Genomic DNA, 19,684 nt, shown 5'->3' with positions numbered 1-19,684 from the left:
GCGCCCATCGTGCTCCGATGTGCTGCGAGCTCGCCCGTGCAGGCGCGCTCAGCGGCGCGCGGCGAGGGCCTTCAGCGTCTCCAGCACCAGGGCCACCGGCGCGGAGGAGGCGGCGGAGTTCCGCACGACGGCCTCGAGGGAGCGGACGGGCCGGGGGCGGACGACGGGCACGGCACGGACGCCGTCGGGCAGGCGATGGGCCGCGAGCTCCGGCAGGACCGTCACTCCCATGCCCGCGGCCACGAACGCCGCGGCGGTGATGTGGTCGTTCGCCTGGACGTGGAAGGGCGGCGCGAACCCGGCGGCGGCACAGGCCTCCACGACGTTCCGGCGGCACCATCCGGTCGGCAGGTCGTTGTCGACCCAGCGCTCGTTCGCGAGCTCGGCGAGGTCGATCTCGCTCCGGGAGGCGAGCGGATGCCCGTCGGGCAGGACGACGAGGTAGGGGTCCTCGAGGAGGTGGTGCGCCGTGAATCCGGGAGCGGTCGGCTCGGAGGAGGCGACCAGGAGCTGCACGTCGGGGCGCGCCCCGAGGTCGTCGTCGAGCTCCTCTCCCAGGCGCAGGTCGAGGGCGAGGCCGGGGAATGCGGCGGTCAGCCGGCGGGCGACCTCCGGCATCCAGGCGCTGCCGACGGAGGCGAAGTACGTCACCGAGAGCCGGCCCGAACGGCCCTCGCGCAGCTCCTCCACCACGGCCTCGGCTTCGGCGAGGCGCTCGAGGACGCGGTCCGCCTGGGCAGCGAGGGCGCGTCCGGCGGGGGTGGGGCGGACGCCCCGGCCCACCCGCTCCAGAAGGGTCAGTCCGGTCTCGCGCTGCAGAGCGGTGAGGTGCTGGCTGACGGCGGAGGGCGTGTAGCCGAGCCCGGACGCGGCTCCTGCGATCGAGCCGGAGGCCACGACGGAGCGGAGGATGCGGAGCCGGTGCACGTCGAGCATGGGACGACCGTACAGTCCGGCTGAATGATTCGATAGAGAACGGAACTGGTGCTGAATCCCCGGCGGCACCACGATGGCCTCATGCCCGACGTCTCCTCCTCCGCCCCGCCCTCCACGAGGGACGCCCTCCTGCTGTGGGGCGCGATCGCGGTCACCGTCCTGCTCTGGGCGTCGGCCTTCGTCGGCATCCGCGCCACGACGGAGGACTTCGGCCCGGGCGCGCTGACCCTCGGCCGCATCGTGGTGGGGTCGCTCGCGCTCACGGTCGTCCGCGTCGTCCTCACCGCCCGGAGGCGCCGCTCGGAGGCGGCTCCCGACCCGCGCACGGCGGTCCCGCGCGGGCGCCTCCTCCTGCTCGTGCTGGGCTGGGGAGTCGCCTGGTTCGGCGTCTACAACCTGGCGCTGAACGCGGCGGAGCGGCACGTCGACGCGGGGACGGCGGCGCTGCTGGTGAACATCGCGCCGATGATCACCGCCGTGCTCGCCGGGCTGCTGCTGGGGGAGGGCTTCCCCCGCCGCCTCCTCGCGGGGATGCTCGTGGCGCTCACCGGCGTCGCGGTGATCGCGTTCTCCACCTCCACCGGGCAGTTCGACGTGATCGGCGTCGCCCTCGGCCTGGTCGCGGCCGTCGTCTACGGCAGCGCGGCGACGCTGCAGAAGCGCCTGCTGGGTCGGATCGACGCGCCGACGATGACCTGGCTCGGCTGCCTCGCCGGCACGGTCGCGTGCCTGCCCTTCGCCCCGGAGCTCGTCGCAGCGCTCGCCGCCGCTCCGCTCTCCTCGATCCTGGCCGTGGTCTACCTCGGGATCTTCCCGACGGCCGTCGCCTTCACGACCTGGGGGTACGTCCTCGCGCGCTCGAGCGCCGGGCGCACCGCGGCGTCCACCTACGCGGTGCCCGCGGTGGTAGTAGTGCTGTCCTGGCTCGTCCTCGGCGAGACCCCGCCGCTCGCCGCGCTGCTCGGAGGCGCGCTCGCCCTGGCCGGAGTCGCGGTCGCGACGCTGCGGAGGCGCCCGAGGGCGGTCTGACCGGCGGACGCTCCTCCACAGCCTCCCGATCGCGCCGAGTCCTCGGACGCCGGAACTCCGGGGGATCCCGCGGGAGGGCCCGGGATATGCTGGGCGGACGTTCATCCCAGTCGGCGCTGAGCGCCAGGAACGGTGAGGATCCCGATGACCGAGGCCCTGCAGCCGCCCGTCCAGAACGCCCTCTCGCTCACGCCTCCGGAGCCTGTGGCGGCGGTGCCGACCACCTCGGCGCCGTCGATCGCGCCGAAGGTGCCGGAGGCCGCTCTGCCCGGCCTCGAGGCGAAGGTCGACGGCTACCTGGACACGCTCCTGGCGACGGAGTCGCGCAGCCCCGAGTTCGCGACCCGGGCCAACGACATCCGCACGATGGGCGACGCCGACATCCGCTCGGCCGCCGACTCGTCCAACCGGCTGCTGAGCACGCCGGTGCGCGCCCTCAAGGAGGGCGGGCTCTCCGAGGGGTCGACCATCGGCAGGACGCTGCTCGAGCTGCGCCGCACGGTGGAGGATCTGGACCCGTCCGAGGACAACGTGCAGAAGAAGATCCTCGGCTTCATCCCGTTCGGCAACAAGATCACCGACTACTTCCGCCGGTACGAGAGCGCCCAGACGCACCTCAACGCGATCATCCAGGCCCTGTACGACGGCCAGGACGAGCTGCGGAAGGACAACGCGGCCCTGAACCTCGAGAAGCAGAACCTCTGGGAGACGATGACCCGTCTCAACGAGTACATCTACGTCGCCGAGCGGCTCGACGTGAAGCTCTCGGCGAAGATCGCCGAGCTCGACGCGACGGACCCGGAGCGGGCGAAGGCGCTGCGCGAGGACGTCCTCTTCTACGCGCGCCAGAAGCACCAGGACCTGCTGACCCAGCTGGCCGTGTCGATCCAGGGCTACCTCGCGATCGACGTCGTCATCAAGAACAACGTCGAGCTGATCAAGGGCGTCGACCGCGCGACGACCACGACCGTCTCGGCGCTGCGGACGGCGGTCATCGTGGCGCAGGCGCTCGCGAACCAGCGCCTCGTGCTCGATCAGATCACGGCGCTGAACACCACGACGTCCAACATGATCGAGGCCACCTCGCGCATGCTCGCCGACCAGTCCGCCTCGATCCAGTCGCAGGCCGCCTCGGCCACGGTCGGGCTGCCGCAGCTGCAGGCCGCGTTCGCGAACATCTACCAGACGATGGACTCGATCTCGGACTTCAAGATCAAGGCGCTCGACAGCATGGCCCAGACCGTCGGAGTCCTCCAGACCGAGACCGCGAAGGCCGGCGAGTACGTCGAGCGGGCCCGGCGCAGCAACTCGGACATCGACGCGACGTCCTCGCTCGATCTCGGCCGCTAGCCGATGGGCTGGTTCTCCCGACTGTTCACGGGTGCCCCCGCGGCACCGGAGGAGACCGCGCCCGCTCTGCCGAGCGTCCCGACGAGCGAGGACATCCTCGCGGCGCTCGACAGGGTCGGCGCGCGGACGGAGGGCCGGGTGCCCGGCATCGTCGCCGCGCGCATCCAGCGGATCGACGAGACGGTCCGCGAGATGGTGCCCCGCCTCGACCGCCTCGGCGGGATGAGCCGCCAGGGCCACACCGTCGTCGCGACCGCGACCAGCTACCTCCCCGAGGCGGTCGAGGGGTACCTCCGCCTGCCGAGGGACTTCGCCGACCGCCGCGCCGTGCACAGGGGGAAGACCTCGCTGATGATCCTCTGCGACCAGCTCGACCTCCTCGGAGGCACGCTCGACCGCATCTCGGACGCCGTCTCGCGGCAGGACGCCTCGGCGCTGATCGCGCACGGGCAGTTCCTGGCCGAGAAGTTCACGGAGTCCTCGCTCTCCCCGAGCGGTCTCGACGCGCCTCCGCAGCCCGGAGCGCCGTCCGGGTCCGGCTCGCTGACCCCGCCGAGCGCCTCGTGACCGCGCTCGCCCCGGCACTGGACGCCCTCGTGCTCGCGGGGACGGCCGCCGGACTCGACGCCTCCGCCGTCCGTGACGAGGGCACGCGGCTGGCCGCCGCTGTCGCCGAGTCGATCCGCGGCGCCGGCCCAGACTGGCTCGCCGCGACCGGCGCGACGGGCGGCCTGGAGGCGTTCTTCACCGCCGCCTCGAGCGGCCGGCGCTGGCGCTCCGGACCGACCGATCAGCTCGCCGCCCTGGTCGCCGCGGGCTCTCCGCACGCCTCGGCCTACGCGCGCGCCCTGACCGAGGTCGTCTCGGCGGCCAGCGCTCTCGGCGAGCCGGGCATCGGCGGCATCGCCTCCGCCTCCGCGACCGCCGCGGCCCAGCTCTCCGCCGTCCCCGGCGCCCGGGGCGCCGCTCCGACCCCGAGTGGGGGAGCGCCGCACACGACCGGCCGGACTCCGGACGGTGCCGCGAGCGCCGACCTGCCGACCGGGCTGCCCGCCGGCGTGCCCGGGGTCGACGAGATCCTCGAGCGCCTCCGCCGGACCGAGCACGACGGCCCGCAGGACGAGCCGGCCCCCGCCGCCGCTGCCGCCGCGGAGCCCGCCTCCGAGCCGGAGCCGCTCGACCCGCCGGAGTCCATCGACGACCTGCTCGCCGAGCTCGACGCGCTCATCGGCCTCGACCGGGTCAAGAGCGAGATCAAGCGGCAGACGCAGCTGCTCCGGATCGACACGCTGCGCCAGGCCGCCGGACTGAGCACGCCTACTCTCACGCGCCACCTCGTCTTCACGGGGAACCCGGGCACGGGCAAGACGACGGTGGCGCGGCTGGTCTCGCGGATCTACCGCTCCCTCGGCATCCTCTCGAAGGGCGTGCTCGTCGAGGTCGACCGCTCGGAGCTGGTGGCCGGCTACCTCGGGCAGACCGCGACGAAGACCGCGGAGGTGATCGCCTCCGCGCGCGGCGGCGTCCTGTTCATCGACGAGGCGTACGCGCTCGCGCTCGACCAGTACGGTGCGGAGGCGGTCACCACCCTCGTGAAGGACATGGAGGACCACCGCGGCGACCTCGTCGTGATCGTCGCCGGCTACTCCGGGCCGATGCAGGGCTTCCTCGACACGAACCCCGGTCTCGCCAGCCGCTTCTCGACCACGATCGACTTCGCCGACTACTCCGACGACGAGCTCTCGGCGATCTTCGGCCGTCTCGCGGCCTCGGCGGACTTCGAGCCGACGGAGGAGGCGCTCGCCGCCTTCGCGGGCCTCGCCTCGGCGCAGCAGCGCACGGAGGCGTTCGGCAACGGGCGCTGGGTCCGCAACGTCCTCGACGCGGCGATCGCCCGGCACGCCTGGCGCCTCCGCGACGTGGAGGAGCCCACGCTCGACGAGCTGCGCATCCTGCTCCCGGAGGACGTGGTCGAGAGCCCCGACGCCTCGGGCGGCCCGGACGGGTCCGGCGAGGACGCCGGGGGCTCGGCGGAGGCACTCGGACAGCGGGACGCCGCCCCGAGCGGCACGGCGACCCCCGTCGCCGACGACCCCGAGGAGGAGAGCTGTTGAGCACCGCACCCGCCGCGCCGCCCGCGCAGAGGATCCCCGAGCCGCCCCTCGTCCAGGTCGCCAACCGGCCGGCGCAGCGCAAGCCGTCACTGCTGGCGCGCGCGACCGCGACCACTCCGAGCACCCTGCGCCTTCTGCTCGCCCTCACGGCGCTGGCCGCCGTGCTGTTCGGCGTGTTCGCGCAGCAGGCCGGAGCGATGCAGGCGCGCGCCGCGACGACGGCCCGGGAGCAGTCGGCCCAGCTCCTCGGAGTCCAGAACGTCCGCACTCTCCTCGTGGACGCCAACGCGATCGCGGCCAACACCTTCCTCGTCGGCGGGCTGGAGCCGACCGAGCTGCGGGCGTCGTACGTCTCGAGCCTCACCGGCGCCGCCTCCGCGATCGCCGGGCTGTCGGCCGCCGACTCGGCGGACACCCGGGCCCTCGCCCGGGTCGCCAGCAGCATCACGACCTACAGCGGGCTGATCGAGCAGGCGCGAGCCAACAACCGGCAGGGCTTCCCCGTCGCCTCGGCGTACCTCGACCAGGCGTCGACGGCGCTCTCCGGCGACGGCGGCATCCTCGAGGACCTCGACGGGCTGGTCGACTCCGGAGCCGACCGGGTCGCGGCCGCCTACGACGCCGTCCGCTGGAGCGTCCTGCTCATGATCGGCTCGCTCGTGATGCTGGTCCTCCTCCTCGCGGCGCAGCTCTGGCTGGCCCGGCGCACGCACCGCTACCTCAACCGCCCGCTCGCGACGGGGACCGCCCTCCTGCTGGTCGTCGGCGTCGGCGGGGCGCTCGCCTACGGATCGGTCGCGGCGGACGCGGGGACGGCGCGGGTCGAGTCCTACCGCGAGGCGCTCACCGTCTCGAACGCGCTCATCGCCGCGAGCGACGCCAAGTCGCTCGAGAGCTTCACGCTGATCAAGCGCGGCTCCGGCGCCGCCCTCGAGGAGCGCTACACCCAGGCGGTCGACTCCGCCCGGCAGAAGCTCTCGAGCGATCTGCAGGACGAGCTGGCGAGGACGCGGCTCGTCGACGAGTTCGGGCAGTGGCAGTCGTTCCACGAGGAGATCCGGGCGGCTGACGACGCCGGGAACTGGGACCAGGCCGTCCGCGTCGCCACGATCACCGGGAACGGCACGCCGAACGACCTCTTCACCACCTTCTCCGACGACGCCCGCGACGTGGTGCAGGAGAAGGCCCTGGCCGCCGCCACCACGCTCGACAGGGGTGCGGAGTTCGCGACCCTCGTCTCGTGGATCCTGCTGGCAGCGGGTCTCGCGGGAGCCGTGTTCGCCTGGCGCGGCATCGCCCAGCGACTGGAGGAGTACCGATGAACCGCCTGCGCGCCGCCGCCCTCGCTCTGGCCACCGCCGCGGCGCTCGCCCTCACCGGCTGCACGACGGGAGCGGACGACCTCGGCACGCCCCTCGCCGCGGCGACCCCGACTCCGACGGCGAGCGCGGCTGCTCCCGCCGCTCCGGCCGCGGCGGACTGCTCGCCCTCGGCGGTCACCTCCTACGCTCCGACCGGCGTGACCGACAGCACCCGGCTCGCGGAGATCCGCGGGCGCGGGACCCTCCGCGTCGGCGTCTCGGCCGACACCCTCCTGATGAGCGCGCGCAACCCGATCACGGGGTCGATCGAGGGCTTCGACGTCGACATCGCCCGGGAGGTCGCCCGGGCGATCCTCGGCACCGACTCCATCGACTACGTCGTGATCACCTCCGCTCAGCGCCTCCCCGCGCTCACCGGCGGCGACGGCGCCCCGCAGGTCGACATGGTCGCCCGCACCCTCACCATGACCTGCGACCGCTGGAGCTCGATCGCCTTCTCGTCCGAGTACTACGACGCCGGCCTCAAGGTGCTCGTCTCCGACGACCCCGACGGCGTCCCGATCACGGGCATCGGCGACCTCGGCGGCGAGAAGGTCTGCGCGCCCAGCGGCACCACGACGCTCAGCCGCCTGCAGAACGACTACCCGGAGGTCGAGGCCGTCGAGGCCGCCACGCACTCGCAGTGCCTCGCGCTCTTCCAGGCCGGCGAGGTCGACGCCATCGCGGGCGACGACACGATCCTCGCGGGCTTCGTGGCACAGGATCCGTACGCGAAGGTCGTCGGCGACGCCCTGAGCTCGGAGCCCTACGGCCTCGGCCTGCCCTCCGACGACCCCGACTTCGTGCGGTTCGTCAACGCCGCGCTCGAGAGCATCCGCGGCGACGGCCGCTGGCAGAGCATCTACGAGCGCTGGCTCGGGGTCCTCGGCGAGGCTTCGCCGCCGGCCCCGGTGTACGGCCGATGAGCACCGGTCTCGCAGAGGGGACCCCGGTCGCTCCGGGCCGGCTGGGGGAGGCCGCGCCGCAGCGCGAGCTCTTCGAGTACCTCGCCGCTCTCACCCGCTGGCTGCAGCGGACCACGCGCGAGCTCTCGCGGCTGGACGCCGCCGCGCTGGCGTCGCCGCAGGCCGAGAACTACACGGCCGACGTCGTGCTCGCCCAGTCGCTCCGCGAGTCCGTCACCCGGCGTCTCGCCGAGCTCGAGGCGGTCTGGGACTCCGGCCGCGTCGACGTGGTGGCGCGCGAGCGGATGTCGCAGCTGATCTGGGGCCGTCTCGACGCCTCCGGGAGCGGCGCGGTCTCGCTGGTGGAGGCGGTGCGCCTCTGCGACGCGGTCGTCGGCCAGCTGCGCTCCCGGCTCGAGCTCGACCCCAGCGGCACCGACGTCGCCGGGCGGATCGTGGGGGTGCGCGCCGAGATCGAGCGCTGCCGCGACCTCACCCGCGACGGCGGCGGCACGGTCGACCGCGAGCGGGCGGAGCGGGTCGCCGTGCTGCGCTCCCGCCTCGACGCGCTCGCCGAGCGGGCGGGCCGGGGAGCCGACGTGTCCGGGCCGCTCGGCCAGCTCGAGAGCGACTCCGCCCGGCTCGAGCGCGACCTGATCATCGCCGCGTCGGAGCGGCGCGGACTCGAGCGCGACCGCCGCCGGGCGCGCGAGCTGGCGGAGGCGGCCGAGCGCCGCGAAGCGCCGCTGCGCGAGCTCGTGGCCCGCTGCCGCCGCGAGATCGCCGACCCGCCTCGGCTGGCCGTGCCCGACGTCTCCCGGCTGGGCGATCCTCCGTCCGATCGCGAGGCGCTCGACGCGCACCTCGCCCGGCTCACCGCCGTCGGCCGCGCCTTCGACGCGGTCGAGGCCGCCTACACCTCGCCGCTGCGCGAGCGCGCCGCCCTGGGCTTCCGCCTCCGAGCGCTGCGGGAGCGGGCCGAGGGCAACGGCCGCGCCGCCACCGCCGTCGGCGTCGCGGCCGAGGAGGAGGTGCGCGCCGCCCTCGACGTGGTGCCCTGCTCCGTCCCGCTCGCCCGCCACCTGGTCGAGCAGTACGACGTCGTCACCCGCGACCTCCCGCACCCCGACCCCGCGCACCACCGGAAGGCCACCCCATGAACGGCGCCCCCTGCACCGCGACCCCCGGCTGCACCGGGACGATCGAGGACGGCTACTGCAACGTCTGCGGCCTCCCGCCCGAGGAGGGCGCCGCCGCCTCCACGCCGACCGCCCGCCGCGCCGCCCCGGCCACCGCCTCCGCCGCCTTCGGCACCGGCTTCGTCGAGGGCACCCCCGGTGCCGCGGCACCCGGCCCCGTGGAGGAGTCGGCCACTGCGCGCAGCACGCGCACCTCCTCCGCCCGCCTCGCCACCGCCGCCCTCGGCTCCGCCCGCACGGCGCAGACCGGCTCGAAGGTCACCCGCCGCGTCGGCACCACCTCGACCCGCCTGCGCGGCCCGCGGCTCGGCGCCGGACTCACCACCGTCCCGTCCCGCCCGGCCGCCGACCCGATGGCCGCCCTGATGACCGAGGCGGTCCTCCCCGAGCGCAAGCGCTTCTGCTCGCACTGCGGCACCGCCGTCGGCCGCGGTCGCGACGGGCGGCCCGGACGCACCGAGGGCTTCTGCCCCAACTGCCGCACGCCGTTCTCCTTCACCCCGCAGCTGGCGAAGGGCGACGTGGTCGGCGGGCAGTACGAGGTCGTCGGCTGCCTGGCCTACGGCGGCCTCGGCTGGATCTACCTCGCGCGCGACCGGAACGTCTCGGGACGCTGGGTGGTGCTCAAGGGCCTGCTCAACTCCGGCGACCCCGACGCGTACGCCGCGGCCGTCACGGAGCGCCGGTTCCTGGCCGAGGTCGAGCACCCGCTCATCGTCGAGATCTACAACTTCGTCCTGCACGACGGCGCCGGCTACATCGTGATGGAGTACGTCGGCGGGCCCAGCCTCAAGCAGATCCTCAAGGAGCGGCTGGACGCCAACGGGGGCGCCGCGGATCCGCTGCCGGTGGACCAGGCGCTCGCCTTCGTGCTCGAGGTCATGCCCGCGTTCGCCTACCTGCACGACCACGGCCTGCTCTACTGCGACTTCAAGCCGGACAACATGATCCAAGTGGGCGACCAGGTCAAGCTGATCGACCTCGGCGGAGTCCGCCTCATCGACGACGAGGACTCCGCCATCTACGGCACCGTCGGCTACCAGGCGCCGGAGGTCGCCGACCTCGGTCCCTCGGTCGCCTCCGACGTCTACACGATCGGCCGCACGCTGGCCTCGCTGGTGCTCGACTTCCGCGGCAACCAGACGACCTTCGTCGCGTCGCTGCCGCCGGTGTCCGAGACGCCGCTGTTCCAGCGCTACGACTCCTTCTACCGCCTGATCGCCAAGGCGTGCGCTCCCGACCCGCAGGACCGCTTCGCCACGGTCGACGAGATGCGCGGGCAGCTGCTCGGGGTGCTGCGCGAGGTCGTCGCGACCGACCGCGGTCCCGGACACCCCGCTCTGCACTCGACGGAGTCGGCCCTGTTCGAAGCGCCCGTGGCCGACGTGGTCGACCGCGTGCCGCCGTGGGACGCGCTGCCGGCGCTCCGCCGCGACGAGTCCGACCCCGCCCGGTCGTGGCTCGCGGGCGTGAACGTCGCCGACCCGATCGTGCGCCTGCGCGCTCTCGCGCTCGCGCCCACCGTGACGGTCGAGGTGCGGCTCGCCCGCGCCCGGGCCGCGATCGAGGCCCAGCGCTGGGAGGAGGCGACCCGCGCGACCGGCGAGATCCTCACGGAGGACCCGTGGGAGTGGCGGGCCGTCTGGATGAGCGGCCTCGCGCAGCTCGCGCGCGGCGACGACATCGGAGCCCGCGCCTCCTTCAACACCGTCTACGGGCAGGTCCCCGGCGAGCTCGCCCCGAAGCTCGCGCTCGCCGCGGCGTGCGAGGCGAGCGGTGAGCCCGAGGTCGCCGAGTCCCTCTACGTGATCTGCGCCCGAGCCGACGCGAACTACACGGCACCGGCCGCCTTCGGCCTCGCCCGGGTGCGGCAGCTGCGCTCCGACCTCGACGGGGCGCTCGACGCGCTCGACATCGTCGCGCCCACGCGCTCCTCCTACTCCGACGCGCGCCGCCGCCGGGCGGAGCTGCTGGCGGAGTCGGGTCGCGGCCTGCCCGCCCTGTCAGCCGCTCTCGCGAGCGTCGACTCCGTGTCGATCGACCAGCGGACCCGGCTCGAGCTCACGACGCAGGTCCTCGCCTCCGCTCTCGAGCTGGTGCGGCGCGACGGCCCGGCCGAAGGGGCGACCCTCGGCGGAGTCGAGGCGAACGAGGCCGCCATCCGCGACGGCCTCGAGGCCTCCTACCGCGCGCTCGCCGCCTCCACCCGCGAGCGCGACGAGCGCCTGCGCCTCGTCGACCGGGCCAACGAGGTCCGACGCTGGACGCTGACATGAGCGGCGCGCTGTCGACTCCCTGCCCGAACTGCGGCGAGCCGGTCACGACGGGCGACGCGTTCTGCGAGGCCTGCGGGACGCCGCTGATCGTCGCGGCCGCCCCGTCCGCTCCGCCCGTCGCCGTCGGGGGGCCCGCCACCTGCGTCTACTGCGGGGGAGCGGTCGCCGAGGACGGCTACTGCGAGCAGTGCGGACGCCCCGCTCCGAGCGAGCGCGAGCACTGGGCCGAGGCGCCGCACCCGCTGGTCGGCGGCGTCTGCGACCGCGGGCTCCGGCACCCGGCCAACGAGGACGCGATGGCGCTCGGGGCGACCATCGGTGACGACGGCTCGCTGAAGACGGCGCTGCTCGTGGTCTGCGACGGGGTCTCCTCGACCCCCGACTCCGACAAGGCGTCCCTCGCCGCGGCCCGCGCCGCACTCAGCGCGCTGCAGGCCGAGGTCGGCGGGGAGAGCGCGGGAGCGGACCGCTGGCGCGCGCTCCTGCAGATGGCCACCGCGCGCGCCTCCGGAGCGATCGACGCAGCCGTGCCGGAGAAGCGGTCGAACCCGCCCTCGTGCACCTTCACCGCGGCGGTGCTGGACGGCGCGCTGCTCATCACGGGCAATGTGGGCGACAGCCGCAGCTACTGGATGCCGGACGCGGGCGAACCGCGGCAGCTGACAGTCGACGATTCGTGGGCGCAGGAGCAGATCGCCTCGGGAGTGCCGCGGGAGCAGGCCGAGACGGCGCCCGACGCGCACGCCATCACCCGCTGGCTCGGCGCCGATGCGCACGACGAGGAGCCGCGGGTCGCCGCCGAGGAGCTGACGGAGCCGGGCTGGGTGCTGGTCTGCTCCGACGGGCTCTGGAACTACGCGTCCGCCGCTGAGGACCTCGCGCGCGTGCTGCGCGAGGCGCAGGAGCGGGTGGGCGCCGATCCGGTCACACTCGCGGAGGCCTTGGTCGCCTGGGCGAACGAGCGCGGCGGCCACGACAACATCACGGCGGCACTGGCGCGGTTCGACCCGGCGGGTGCTGCGGACACCGGCGTCGCCGACACCGCCGCTTCCGACCCCGGCGCTGCGGACCCGAGCACGGCCGCCCCCGCCGCCTCGAGCGCCGCCGCCGCCTCGAGCCCCGCCGTCCCGGCCACGCCCTTGCCCGACGCCGACGCCGACGCCGACGCCGAGGCCGACGCCGACGCCGAGGCCGACGCCGACGCCGACTCCGCCCCTCCCGCCGACTGAGCCCGCCGATCCGTCCAGAGCACCCCACCGCCGCTGGACGGATCGGCACCCCCGCTGCCGCGGTCCCGCCCCTACAGTCGTCGCCATGAGCATCGCCGAGCCCACCACCGCCCTGTCCGTCGTCGGCCACTGGATCGACGGGGCTCCCTCGGCCTCCTCGTCCGGCCGCACCGCTCCCGTCTACGACCCGGCGCTGGGAGTCGCGACCAAGGAGGTCGCGCTCGCCGACTCCGCCGAGGTGGACGCCGCCGTCGCCTCCGCGAAGGCCGCCTTCCCCGCCTGGCGCGACACGTCGCTCGCGAAGCGGCAGCAGATCGTCTTCCGCTTCCGCGAGCTGCTCGAGTCGAAGAAGCAGGAGCTCGCCGAGCTGATCACGTCGGAGCACGGCAAGGTCGTCTCGGACGCGCTCGGCGAGATCACGCGCGGCCAGGAGGTCGTGGAGTTCGCGACGGGCCTGGCGCACCACCTCAAGGGCGAGTACTCGGAGCAGGTCTCCACCGGCGTCGACGTCTACTCGACCAAGCAGCCGATGGGCGTGGTCGGGATCATCTCGCCGTTCAACTTCCCCGCGATGGTGCCGATGTGGTTCTTCCCCATCGCGATCGCCGCCGGCAACACCGTCGTGGTGAAGCCGTCCGAGAAGGACCCGTCCCCGGCGATCTGGCTCGGCGCCCTCTGGAAGGAGGCCGGCCTCCCCGACGGCGTCTACACCGTGCTCAACGGCGACAAGCAGGCCGTCGACGGGCTGCTCGAGCACCCCGACGTCCGCTCGATCTCGTTCGTGGGCTCCACCCCGATCGCGCAGTACGTCTACGAGACGGGCACGAAGCACGGCAAGCGGGTGCAGGCGCTCGGGGGCGCGAAGAACCACATGCTGGTGCTCCCCGACGCGGATCTCGACCTGGTCGCCGACTCCGCCATCAACGCCGGCTTCGGCTCGGCGGGCGAGCGGTGCATGGCGATCTCGGTCGTCGTCGCCGTCGAGCCCGTCGCGGACGACCTGATCGCGAAGATCCAGGAGCGGGCCGCGACCCTGCGCACCGGCGACGGACGCCGCGGCTGCGACATGGGCCCGCTGATCACCGAGGCGCACCGCGACAAGGTCGCCTCCTACATCGCGATCGCGGAGGAGGACGGCGCGGAAGTCGTCATCGATGGGCGCGGCATCGAGGTCGACGGCGACGCGAACGGCTTCTGGCTCGGCCCGACCCTGCTCGACAAGGTCCCCACCACCTCCCGCGCCTACACGGAGGAGATCTTCGGACCGGTGCTCTCCATCGTCCGCGTCGCCTCCTACGAGGAGGGTGTCGCGCTGATCAACAACGGCGCCTTCGGCAACGGCACGGCCATCTTCACCAACGACGGAGGAGCGGCCCGCCGCTTCCAGAACGAGGTCGAGGTCGGCATGATCGGCATCAACGTCCCCATCCCCGTCCCCGTCGCCACGTTCTCCTTCGGCGGCTGGAAGGCGTCCCTCTTCGGCGACACCAAGGCCCACGGAGCCGAAGGAGTCCGCTTCTTCACCCAGCAGAAGGCCATCACCAGCCGCTGGCTCGACCCCTCCCACGGCGGCATCAACCTCGGATTCCCGCAGAACTGATAAGCCGATCTCCTCGCTGCGCTCGTCGATCGGCCGCGGTCGGCTCGGGAGGGTGGTTCCGTTTCGTAGAGCGTCGTGCGTTCCGCGCACGTCGATCCGCTGGGACGCGGATCGCCGGTTGCGCTCCGCGGTTCTTGTGGAGGCTCTCTCCTCCTTCGTCGTCGATCGCCCGCGGTCGACGCGGAAGGGTGGTTCCGTTTCGTAGAGCGTGCTGCGTTCCGCGCACGTCGATCCGCTGCAACGCGGATCACCGGTTGCGCTCCGCACCTGCTGGAGCCGCTCAGCCGGACCAGTCATTCACCGAAGGGCCGAGCGCAACCGGCGATCCGCGTGTGAGCGGATCGTCGTGCGCGGTCGCGACCCGCTCTGCAGAACGCGACCACCTTCCCCAGCCGACCGCGGCCGATCGACGACGAAGGAGGAGAGAGGCTCACCAGTACGGCCGAGCGCAACCGGCGATCCGCGTGTGAGCGGATCGTCGTGCGCGGACGCGACCCGCTCTGCATACCGCGACCACCTTCTCGAGCCGACCGCGGCCGATCGACGACGCAGGAGGAGAGAGGCTCACCGGCACGGCCGAGCGCAACCGGCGATCCGCGTGTGAGCGGATCGTCGTGCGCGGTCGCGACCCGCTCTGCAGAACGCGACCACCCTCTCAGGCCGACCGCGGCCGTTCGACGACGCAGGAGGAGAGGCTCACCGGCACGGCCGAGCGCAACCGGCGATCCGCGTGCGAGCGGATGGTCGTGCGCGGACGCGACCCGCTCTGCATACCGCGACCACCTTCTCGAGCCGACTGCGGCCGATCGACGACGCAGGAGGAGAGGCTGACCGGCACGGTCGAGCGCAACCGGCGATTCGCGTGGCAGCGGATCGTCGTGCGCGGACGTGACCCGCTCTGCAGTACGCGACCACCTTCCCCAGCCGACCGCGGCCGATCGACGACGAAGGAGGAGAGAGGCTCACCGGCACGGCCGAGCGCAACCGGCGATCCGCGTGCGAGCGGATGGTCGTGCGCGGACGTGACCCGCTCTGCAGTACGCGACCACCTTCCCCAGCCGACCGCGGCCGATCGACGACGAAGGAGGAGAGAGGCTATGAGTACAGCGCCAGCGCTGTCCAGAGCTCGGTGCGGGCGGAGACGTCGTCGAGGTCGAGGTCGAGGGCGCGTTCGACGGCGGTGATGCGGTTGCGGAGGGTGTGCCGGTGCACGCCGAGGTCGCGGGCGGCGGGCTCCCAGGCGCCGTTGCGGCGGAGCCAGACACGGGCGCTCTCGAGCAGCACGGCTCCCTCCGGGGTCAGCAGCGGCGCGAGCATCCGGCGGGCGAGCGGTGCGGCTCCGGCGGCGGCGAGGAGCCCGATCATCCCCTCGGCGGCGACGTCCTCGAAGCGGACCAGCGGCCCATCTCCCGTCCGCTCGGCGGCGCGCCGCGCCTCCTCGAGGCCCCGGTCCAGGTCGGACCAGCCGATCGGGGCGGAGGCGCCGGCGCTCGCGCCGTGCCGCTGGAGCACGGCGGTCAGCGGCTCGAGCCCGTCGGCGGCGGCCACGGCGACGAGCGAGCCGTCCCTCTCGGCGAAGAAGAGGCGCGCGCCGTCCTCCTCCGCCACGACCTCCAGCTCGTCGAGGAGCGAGTCGCCGTGCACGGGCGCGCTCAGCAGGACCACCCGCACGGGTTCGGCGGGCAGCGGGCTCCCCAGGCGCCGTGCCGTGCTCTCGGCGACGTCGAAGGCTCCCGCGGCCAGCAGCTCGAGCAGTCCGGAGCGCAGCTGCCGGCGGGAGGAGTCCAGCGCGCGCCGCTGCTCCAGTGCGATGCTCGCCAGCGCGATGACGCTCGCGACGAGGTCGCTGCCCGCCGGGTCCAGGGGCGTGCCCGTGCCCACGGCGAGCACCCCGCGCAGGTGGTCGCGGCGCCCGATGGTCTGCAGCGTCACGCCGCCGCCGTCGTCGAGTCGGAGTCCCGCTCGGCTGCCGCGGGTCAGCGCGTGCCTCGCTGCCGCGGCGACCGCCTCCTCCGCCGGCACGTCGAGCCGGGTGGGCAGGTGCACCCTCTGCCCGGCCGCGTCGTAGAGGGCGACCCAGCAGTCCAGCTGCCGCTCCAGCTCCGTGAGGATCGCCGCGAGCCCGTCGGGCCGCAGCGCCGCGCGGGCGACCCGCCGCTGCGCCTCCAGCGACCACTCCAGCCGCTCGCGCTGCTCCCGCGAGATCACGTCGGCGACGAACCGGATGATCCCCATGAACGGGGTCAGGTCCGCAACCTCCAGCAGCGGCAGGCCCTGGCGCTCGCACGCCGCGACGAGAGCGGCGGGCACCTCGTCGTGCACGATGCGGGTGGCGAAGCCGAGCGCGCGGATGCCGCGGCCGCGCAGCCGGGCGACGTACTCCTCCGAGAACTCGGCGCTGTCGTGCCCGGTGAAGTGGACGCCGTCGGTCAGCAGCAGCTGCCCCGACTCGAGCCAGGGCGTCGGATCGACGAGGTCCGAGGAGTGCGCCCAGACCAGAGGGGCGTCGAGGTCGGCCTCGTCGTGGACGCCGGCGAGCACGCGGAGGCGGAAGGCCGGTTCGGCCAGCAGATCGCGGACGGTCGCGCTCATGCGCGGCTCCCTTCGACGTTCCGTCCATCGTAGGGTCCGCGGATCGACGGATCCGCACGCCCACTCCCGAGGCGGGCGCGGCACGATGGAGACCATGACGTCCTCGACCGCCCCCACCGTCCGCGACAACGCCTCGGTCACCGCCGCCGACCGGTCCCGCGTGTTCCACTCCTGGTCGGCGCAGGGCGCGCTGAACCCGCTGCCGATCGCGGGAGGCCTCGGCGCCGAGGTCTGGGACGTCGACGGCACCCGCTACCTCGACTTCTCGAGCCAGCTCGTGAACGTCACCATCGGCTACCAGCACCCGAAGGTCGTCGCCGCGATCCAGGAGCAGGCGGGCGTTCTCACCACCGTCGGCCCCGCCTACGCGAACGAGACCCGCGCCGAGGCGGCCCGCCTGATCACCGAGCGGGCGCCCGACGGCATGGAGAAGGTGTTCTTCACCAACGGCGGCGCGGACGCGAACGAGAACGCGATCCGCATGGCGCGGCTGTTCACCGGCCGCGACAAGGTCGTCTCGCTGTACCGCTCCTACCACGGCAACACGGGAGCAGCGATCGTCTCCACCGGCGACTGGCGCCGCATCCCCAACGAGTACTCCCGTGGGCACGTGCACGCCTTCGGGCCGTACCTGTACCGCAGCGAGTTCTGGGCCGAGACCCTCGAGCAGGAGTGCGAGCGGGCCCTCCACCACCTCGAGCGCGTGGTGCAGGCAGAGGGTCCGGAGTCGATCGCCGCGTTCCTCCTCGAGACCATCCCCGGCACCGCGGGCGTGCTGACGCCTCCGCCCGGCTACCTCGCCGGGGTCCGCGAGATCGCCGACCGGTACGGCATCCAGCTGATCCTCGACGAAGTCATGGCGGGCTTCGGCCGCACGGGGGAGTGGTTCGCCTTCGACGCCTTCGACGTGCGCCCCGACCTGATCACCTTCGCGAAGGGCGTCAACTCCGGTTACGTGCCCATCGGCGGCGTCGTCATCTCGGATCCCATCGCCCACCACTTCGACGAGCGGGTCTTCCCCGGTGGCCTCACCTACTCCGGCCACCCGCTCGCCGCGGCGAGCGTCGTGGCGACTCTCGAGGCGATGGAGGAGGAGGGGATCGTCGACAACGCGCGCACCATCGGCTCGGAGCACCTGGCCCCCGGCCTGGCGGCGCTCGAGGCGAAGCACGACCTGATCGGCGAGGTCCGCGGCTCCGGAGTCTTCTGGGCGCTGGAGCTGGTCACCGACCGAGCCGCGCGCACCCCGCTGCCGGCGGTCTCCGTCGCCCGCCTCAAGGCCGACCTGCTGTCCCGCGGCCTCCTGCCCTTCACCGCCGACAACCGGATCCACGTGGTCCCGCCGGCCGTCATCACCCCCGCCGAGGTCGCCCGCGGCCTCGGCATCCTCGACGACGCCCTCACCGCCTTCAGCGGCTGACCGCGCCCCGCTCGAGCGCCCGGGCGTGCGATCTGCAGGTGATCTTCACTCGGGAGCGCTCTCCTCGGCATGAGGCGCCGCAATGCCTCCGGATCCCCTGCAGATCGCACACCTCACTTCCCCTCCGGAGCGCGCAAGGAGCGGCGCTCTCGCGAGGCGTATCCGTGTATCCGCGTCCCAGCGGATCCGCGTCGCCGTCCGTCCCCCGCTCCTCGCAACGCGAGGCTCTGCTCGAGCCGACCGCGGAACGCCGCGCAGGGAGCGGCGCTCTCGCGAGGCGTATCCGTGGATCCGCGTCCCAGCGGATCCGCGTCGCCGTCCGTCCCCCGCTCCTCGGTACGCAACCCTCTGCTCGAGCCGACCGCGGAGCGCCGCGCAGGGAGCGGCGCTCTCGCGAGGCGTATCCGTGGATCCGCGTCCCAGCGGATCCGCGTCGCCGTCCGTCCCCCGCTCCTCGGTACGCAACCCTCTGCTCGAGCCGACCGCGGAGCGCCGCGCAGGGAGCGGCGCTCTCGCGAGGCGTATCCGGGGATCCGCGTTCCAGCGGATCCGCGTCGCCGTCCGCGCCCCGCTCCTCGGTACGCAACCCTCTGCTCGAGCCGACCGCGGAGCGCCGCGCAGGGAGCGGCGCTCTCGCGAGGCGTATCCGGGGATCCGCGTTCCAGCGGATCCGCGTCGCCGTCCGCGCCCCGCTCCTCGGTACGCAACCCTCTGCTCGAGCCGACCGCGGAGCGCCGCGCAGGGAGCGGCGCTCTAAGAAACGCTGTGCAGCGCGAACGCCGTCACGAATCCCAGGACCGCGTACAGCCCGGTGAGCACGTCGTCGCGGTCGAACGCCTCGGGGATCATCGTGTTGGAGATCATGGCGAGGATCGCGCCGGCGGCGACGGTCGTCACGAAGGCCACGACCGCGCCCGGTGCGGTGGCGAAGACCAGGAAGCCGACCATCGCCGCGGCGGCCGAGATCGCGGCGATCCCGCCCCAGACGGTGAAGACGTAGCGGGCGGAGCGGCCGTCGGCCTTCATGCCGACCGTCGAGGACAGGCCCTCGGGGAGGTTCGAGATGGCGACCGCGGCGACGATCGGCACGCTGATCGCCGCCCCCGCGCCGCCCTGGGCGACCGAGAGGCCCAGGACGATCGATTCCGGGACGCCGTCGATCAGGGCGCCGGCCGCGATCGCCGCGCCGCCTCCTCCGCCCGACCCCTTCGCGCTCTTGCGGTTCCCCGCGCCGGCGCGGGTGAGCAGCGCGTCCGCTCCGACGAAGACGACGGCTCCCGCGAGCGTCCCCAGGATCGTCGGGAGCAGTCCGCCGTCGTCCGCCGCTTCCTGCACGAGCTCGTAGGCGAGCGCCGAGATCAGCACTCCTGCTCCGAACGCCGAGATCGCGGCGGTGAGCTTCGGAGGCACGCGCACGAACCAGGCGAGCGCGGCGCCGATCAGGAGGGTGGCGCCGCCGATGGCGCCGCTGGCGAGGGCGAGGGTCCAGGGAGGCACGGCTCCACCCTGGCACCGGCGGCGTCCGGCCGCGGCGGGCTTGACGGGGGCGCTCCGGCGGCGGTCGCCCCGCCTCCGCCCGCCCCGACAGCTGTCGTGCAGGCGTGGGGCCGCGATGCCCGGCCGATCCTCGGCGATGGAGGGCCGCTCGGGCCGGGCGTCCCCGTAAACTGCCG

Annotated in this window: 14 protein-coding genes; 11 read left to right on the top strand and 3 right to left on the bottom strand. The window is 73.8% G+C overall.

Going from position 1 to position 19,684, the window contains the following annotated elements:
* Window positions 1-48: 48 nt before the first annotated feature.
* Window positions 49-936: a LysR family transcriptional regulator gene (locus GSU45_RS13230; RefSeq protein WP_159915545.1), complete on the bottom strand. Its 888-nt coding sequence runs from the start codon at window positions 934-936 to the stop codon at window positions 49-51.
* Between the two features lie 81 nt (window positions 937-1,017).
* Between GSU45_RS13230 and GSU45_RS13225 the strand changes: the two genes are divergently transcribed.
* The 10 genes from GSU45_RS13225 to GSU45_RS13180 all read left to right on the top strand — a co-directional run bounded on the left by GSU45_RS13225 (window position 1,018) and on the right by GSU45_RS13180 (window position 13,999).
* The gene (locus GSU45_RS13225) at window positions 1,018-1,965 is read left to right on the top strand and encodes a DMT family transporter (protein ID WP_159915543.1); all 948 of its coding nucleotides are present in this window, start codon (window positions 1,018-1,020) and stop codon (window positions 1,963-1,965) included.
* 144 nt (window positions 1,966-2,109) lie between these two features.
* Entirely contained in the window at window positions 2,110-3,315 is a 1,206-nt protein-coding gene (locus tag GSU45_RS13220; protein WP_159915541.1) for a toxic anion resistance protein, read from the top strand.
* Between the two features lie 3 nt (window positions 3,316-3,318).
* Window positions 3,319-3,882 carry a hypothetical protein gene (locus GSU45_RS13215; protein WP_104249860.1) on the top strand — a complete coding sequence of 188 codons (564 nt, stop codon included), beginning with the start codon at window positions 3,319-3,321 and terminating at the stop codon, window positions 3,880-3,882.
* The gene (locus GSU45_RS13210) at window positions 3,879-5,429 is read left to right on the top strand and encodes an AAA family ATPase (protein ID WP_159915539.1); all 1,551 of its coding nucleotides are present in this window, start codon (window positions 3,879-3,881) and stop codon (window positions 5,427-5,429) included. The genes GSU45_RS13215 and GSU45_RS13210 overlap by 4 nt, the downstream gene beginning before the upstream one ends.
* Window positions 5,426-6,751 carry a hypothetical protein gene (locus GSU45_RS13205; protein WP_159915536.1) on the top strand — a complete coding sequence of 442 codons (1,326 nt, stop codon included), beginning with the start codon at window positions 5,426-5,428 and terminating at the stop codon, window positions 6,749-6,751. The genes GSU45_RS13210 and GSU45_RS13205 overlap by 4 nt, the downstream gene beginning before the upstream one ends.
* Window positions 6,748-7,716 (top strand): glutamate ABC transporter substrate-binding protein, encoded by a 969-nt coding sequence (locus GSU45_RS13200; protein ID WP_159915534.1) that lies wholly within the window; start codon window positions 6,748-6,750, stop codon window positions 7,714-7,716. Before GSU45_RS13205 ends, GSU45_RS13200 begins: the two co-directional genes overlap by 4 nt.
* The gene (locus GSU45_RS13195; protein WP_159915532.1) at window positions 7,713-8,855 is read left to right on the top strand and encodes a hypothetical protein; all 1,143 of its coding nucleotides are present in this window, start codon (window positions 7,713-7,715) and stop codon (window positions 8,853-8,855) included. The genes GSU45_RS13200 and GSU45_RS13195 overlap by 4 nt, the downstream gene beginning before the upstream one ends.
* A complete protein-coding gene (locus GSU45_RS13190) occupies window positions 8,852-11,170 on the top strand; it encodes a serine/threonine-protein kinase (RefSeq protein WP_159915530.1) in 2,319 nt (772 codons plus the stop codon). Before GSU45_RS13195 ends, GSU45_RS13190 begins: the two co-directional genes overlap by 4 nt.
* Window positions 11,167-12,399 carry a PP2C family serine/threonine-protein phosphatase gene (locus GSU45_RS13185; protein WP_159915528.1) on the top strand — a complete coding sequence of 411 codons (1,233 nt, stop codon included), beginning with the start codon at window positions 11,167-11,169 and terminating at the stop codon, window positions 12,397-12,399. The genes GSU45_RS13190 and GSU45_RS13185 overlap by 4 nt, the downstream gene beginning before the upstream one ends.
* Before the next feature lie 85 nt (window positions 12,400-12,484).
* A complete protein-coding gene (locus GSU45_RS13180) occupies window positions 12,485-13,999 on the top strand; it encodes a CoA-acylating methylmalonate-semialdehyde dehydrogenase (RefSeq protein WP_159915526.1) in 1,515 nt (504 codons plus the stop codon).
* A gap of 1,095 nt (window positions 14,000-15,094) precedes the next feature.
* Here the strand turns inward: GSU45_RS13180 and GSU45_RS13175 are convergent.
* Entirely contained in the window at window positions 15,095-16,591 is a 1,497-nt protein-coding gene (locus GSU45_RS13175; protein WP_159915524.1) for a PucR family transcriptional regulator, read from the bottom strand.
* A 94-nt stretch (window positions 16,592-16,685) separates the two neighbouring features.
* On the opposite strand from GSU45_RS13175, the gene GSU45_RS13170 reads away from it, so the two are divergent.
* The gene (locus tag GSU45_RS13170; RefSeq protein ID WP_159915522.1) at window positions 16,686-18,011 is read left to right on the top strand and encodes an aspartate aminotransferase family protein; all 1,326 of its coding nucleotides are present in this window, start codon (window positions 16,686-16,688) and stop codon (window positions 18,009-18,011) included.
* Between the two features lie 753 nt (window positions 18,012-18,764).
* Here GSU45_RS13170 and GSU45_RS13165 read toward each other — a convergent pair.
* Window positions 18,765-19,508, bottom strand: coding sequence for a ZIP family zinc transporter (locus GSU45_RS13165; RefSeq protein WP_159915520.1), 744 nt, complete (start codon window positions 19,506-19,508; stop codon window positions 18,765-18,767).
* Window positions 19,509-19,684 lie beyond the last annotated feature (176 nt).

The organism is Rathayibacter sp. VKM Ac-2801, from assembly GCF_009834245.1.
Lineage (GTDB): Bacteria > Actinomycetota > Actinomycetes > Actinomycetales > Microbacteriaceae > Rathayibacter.
Note: the sequence above shows the minus strand (reverse complement) of the source record. Positions and strands in the feature narration are given on the sequence as shown.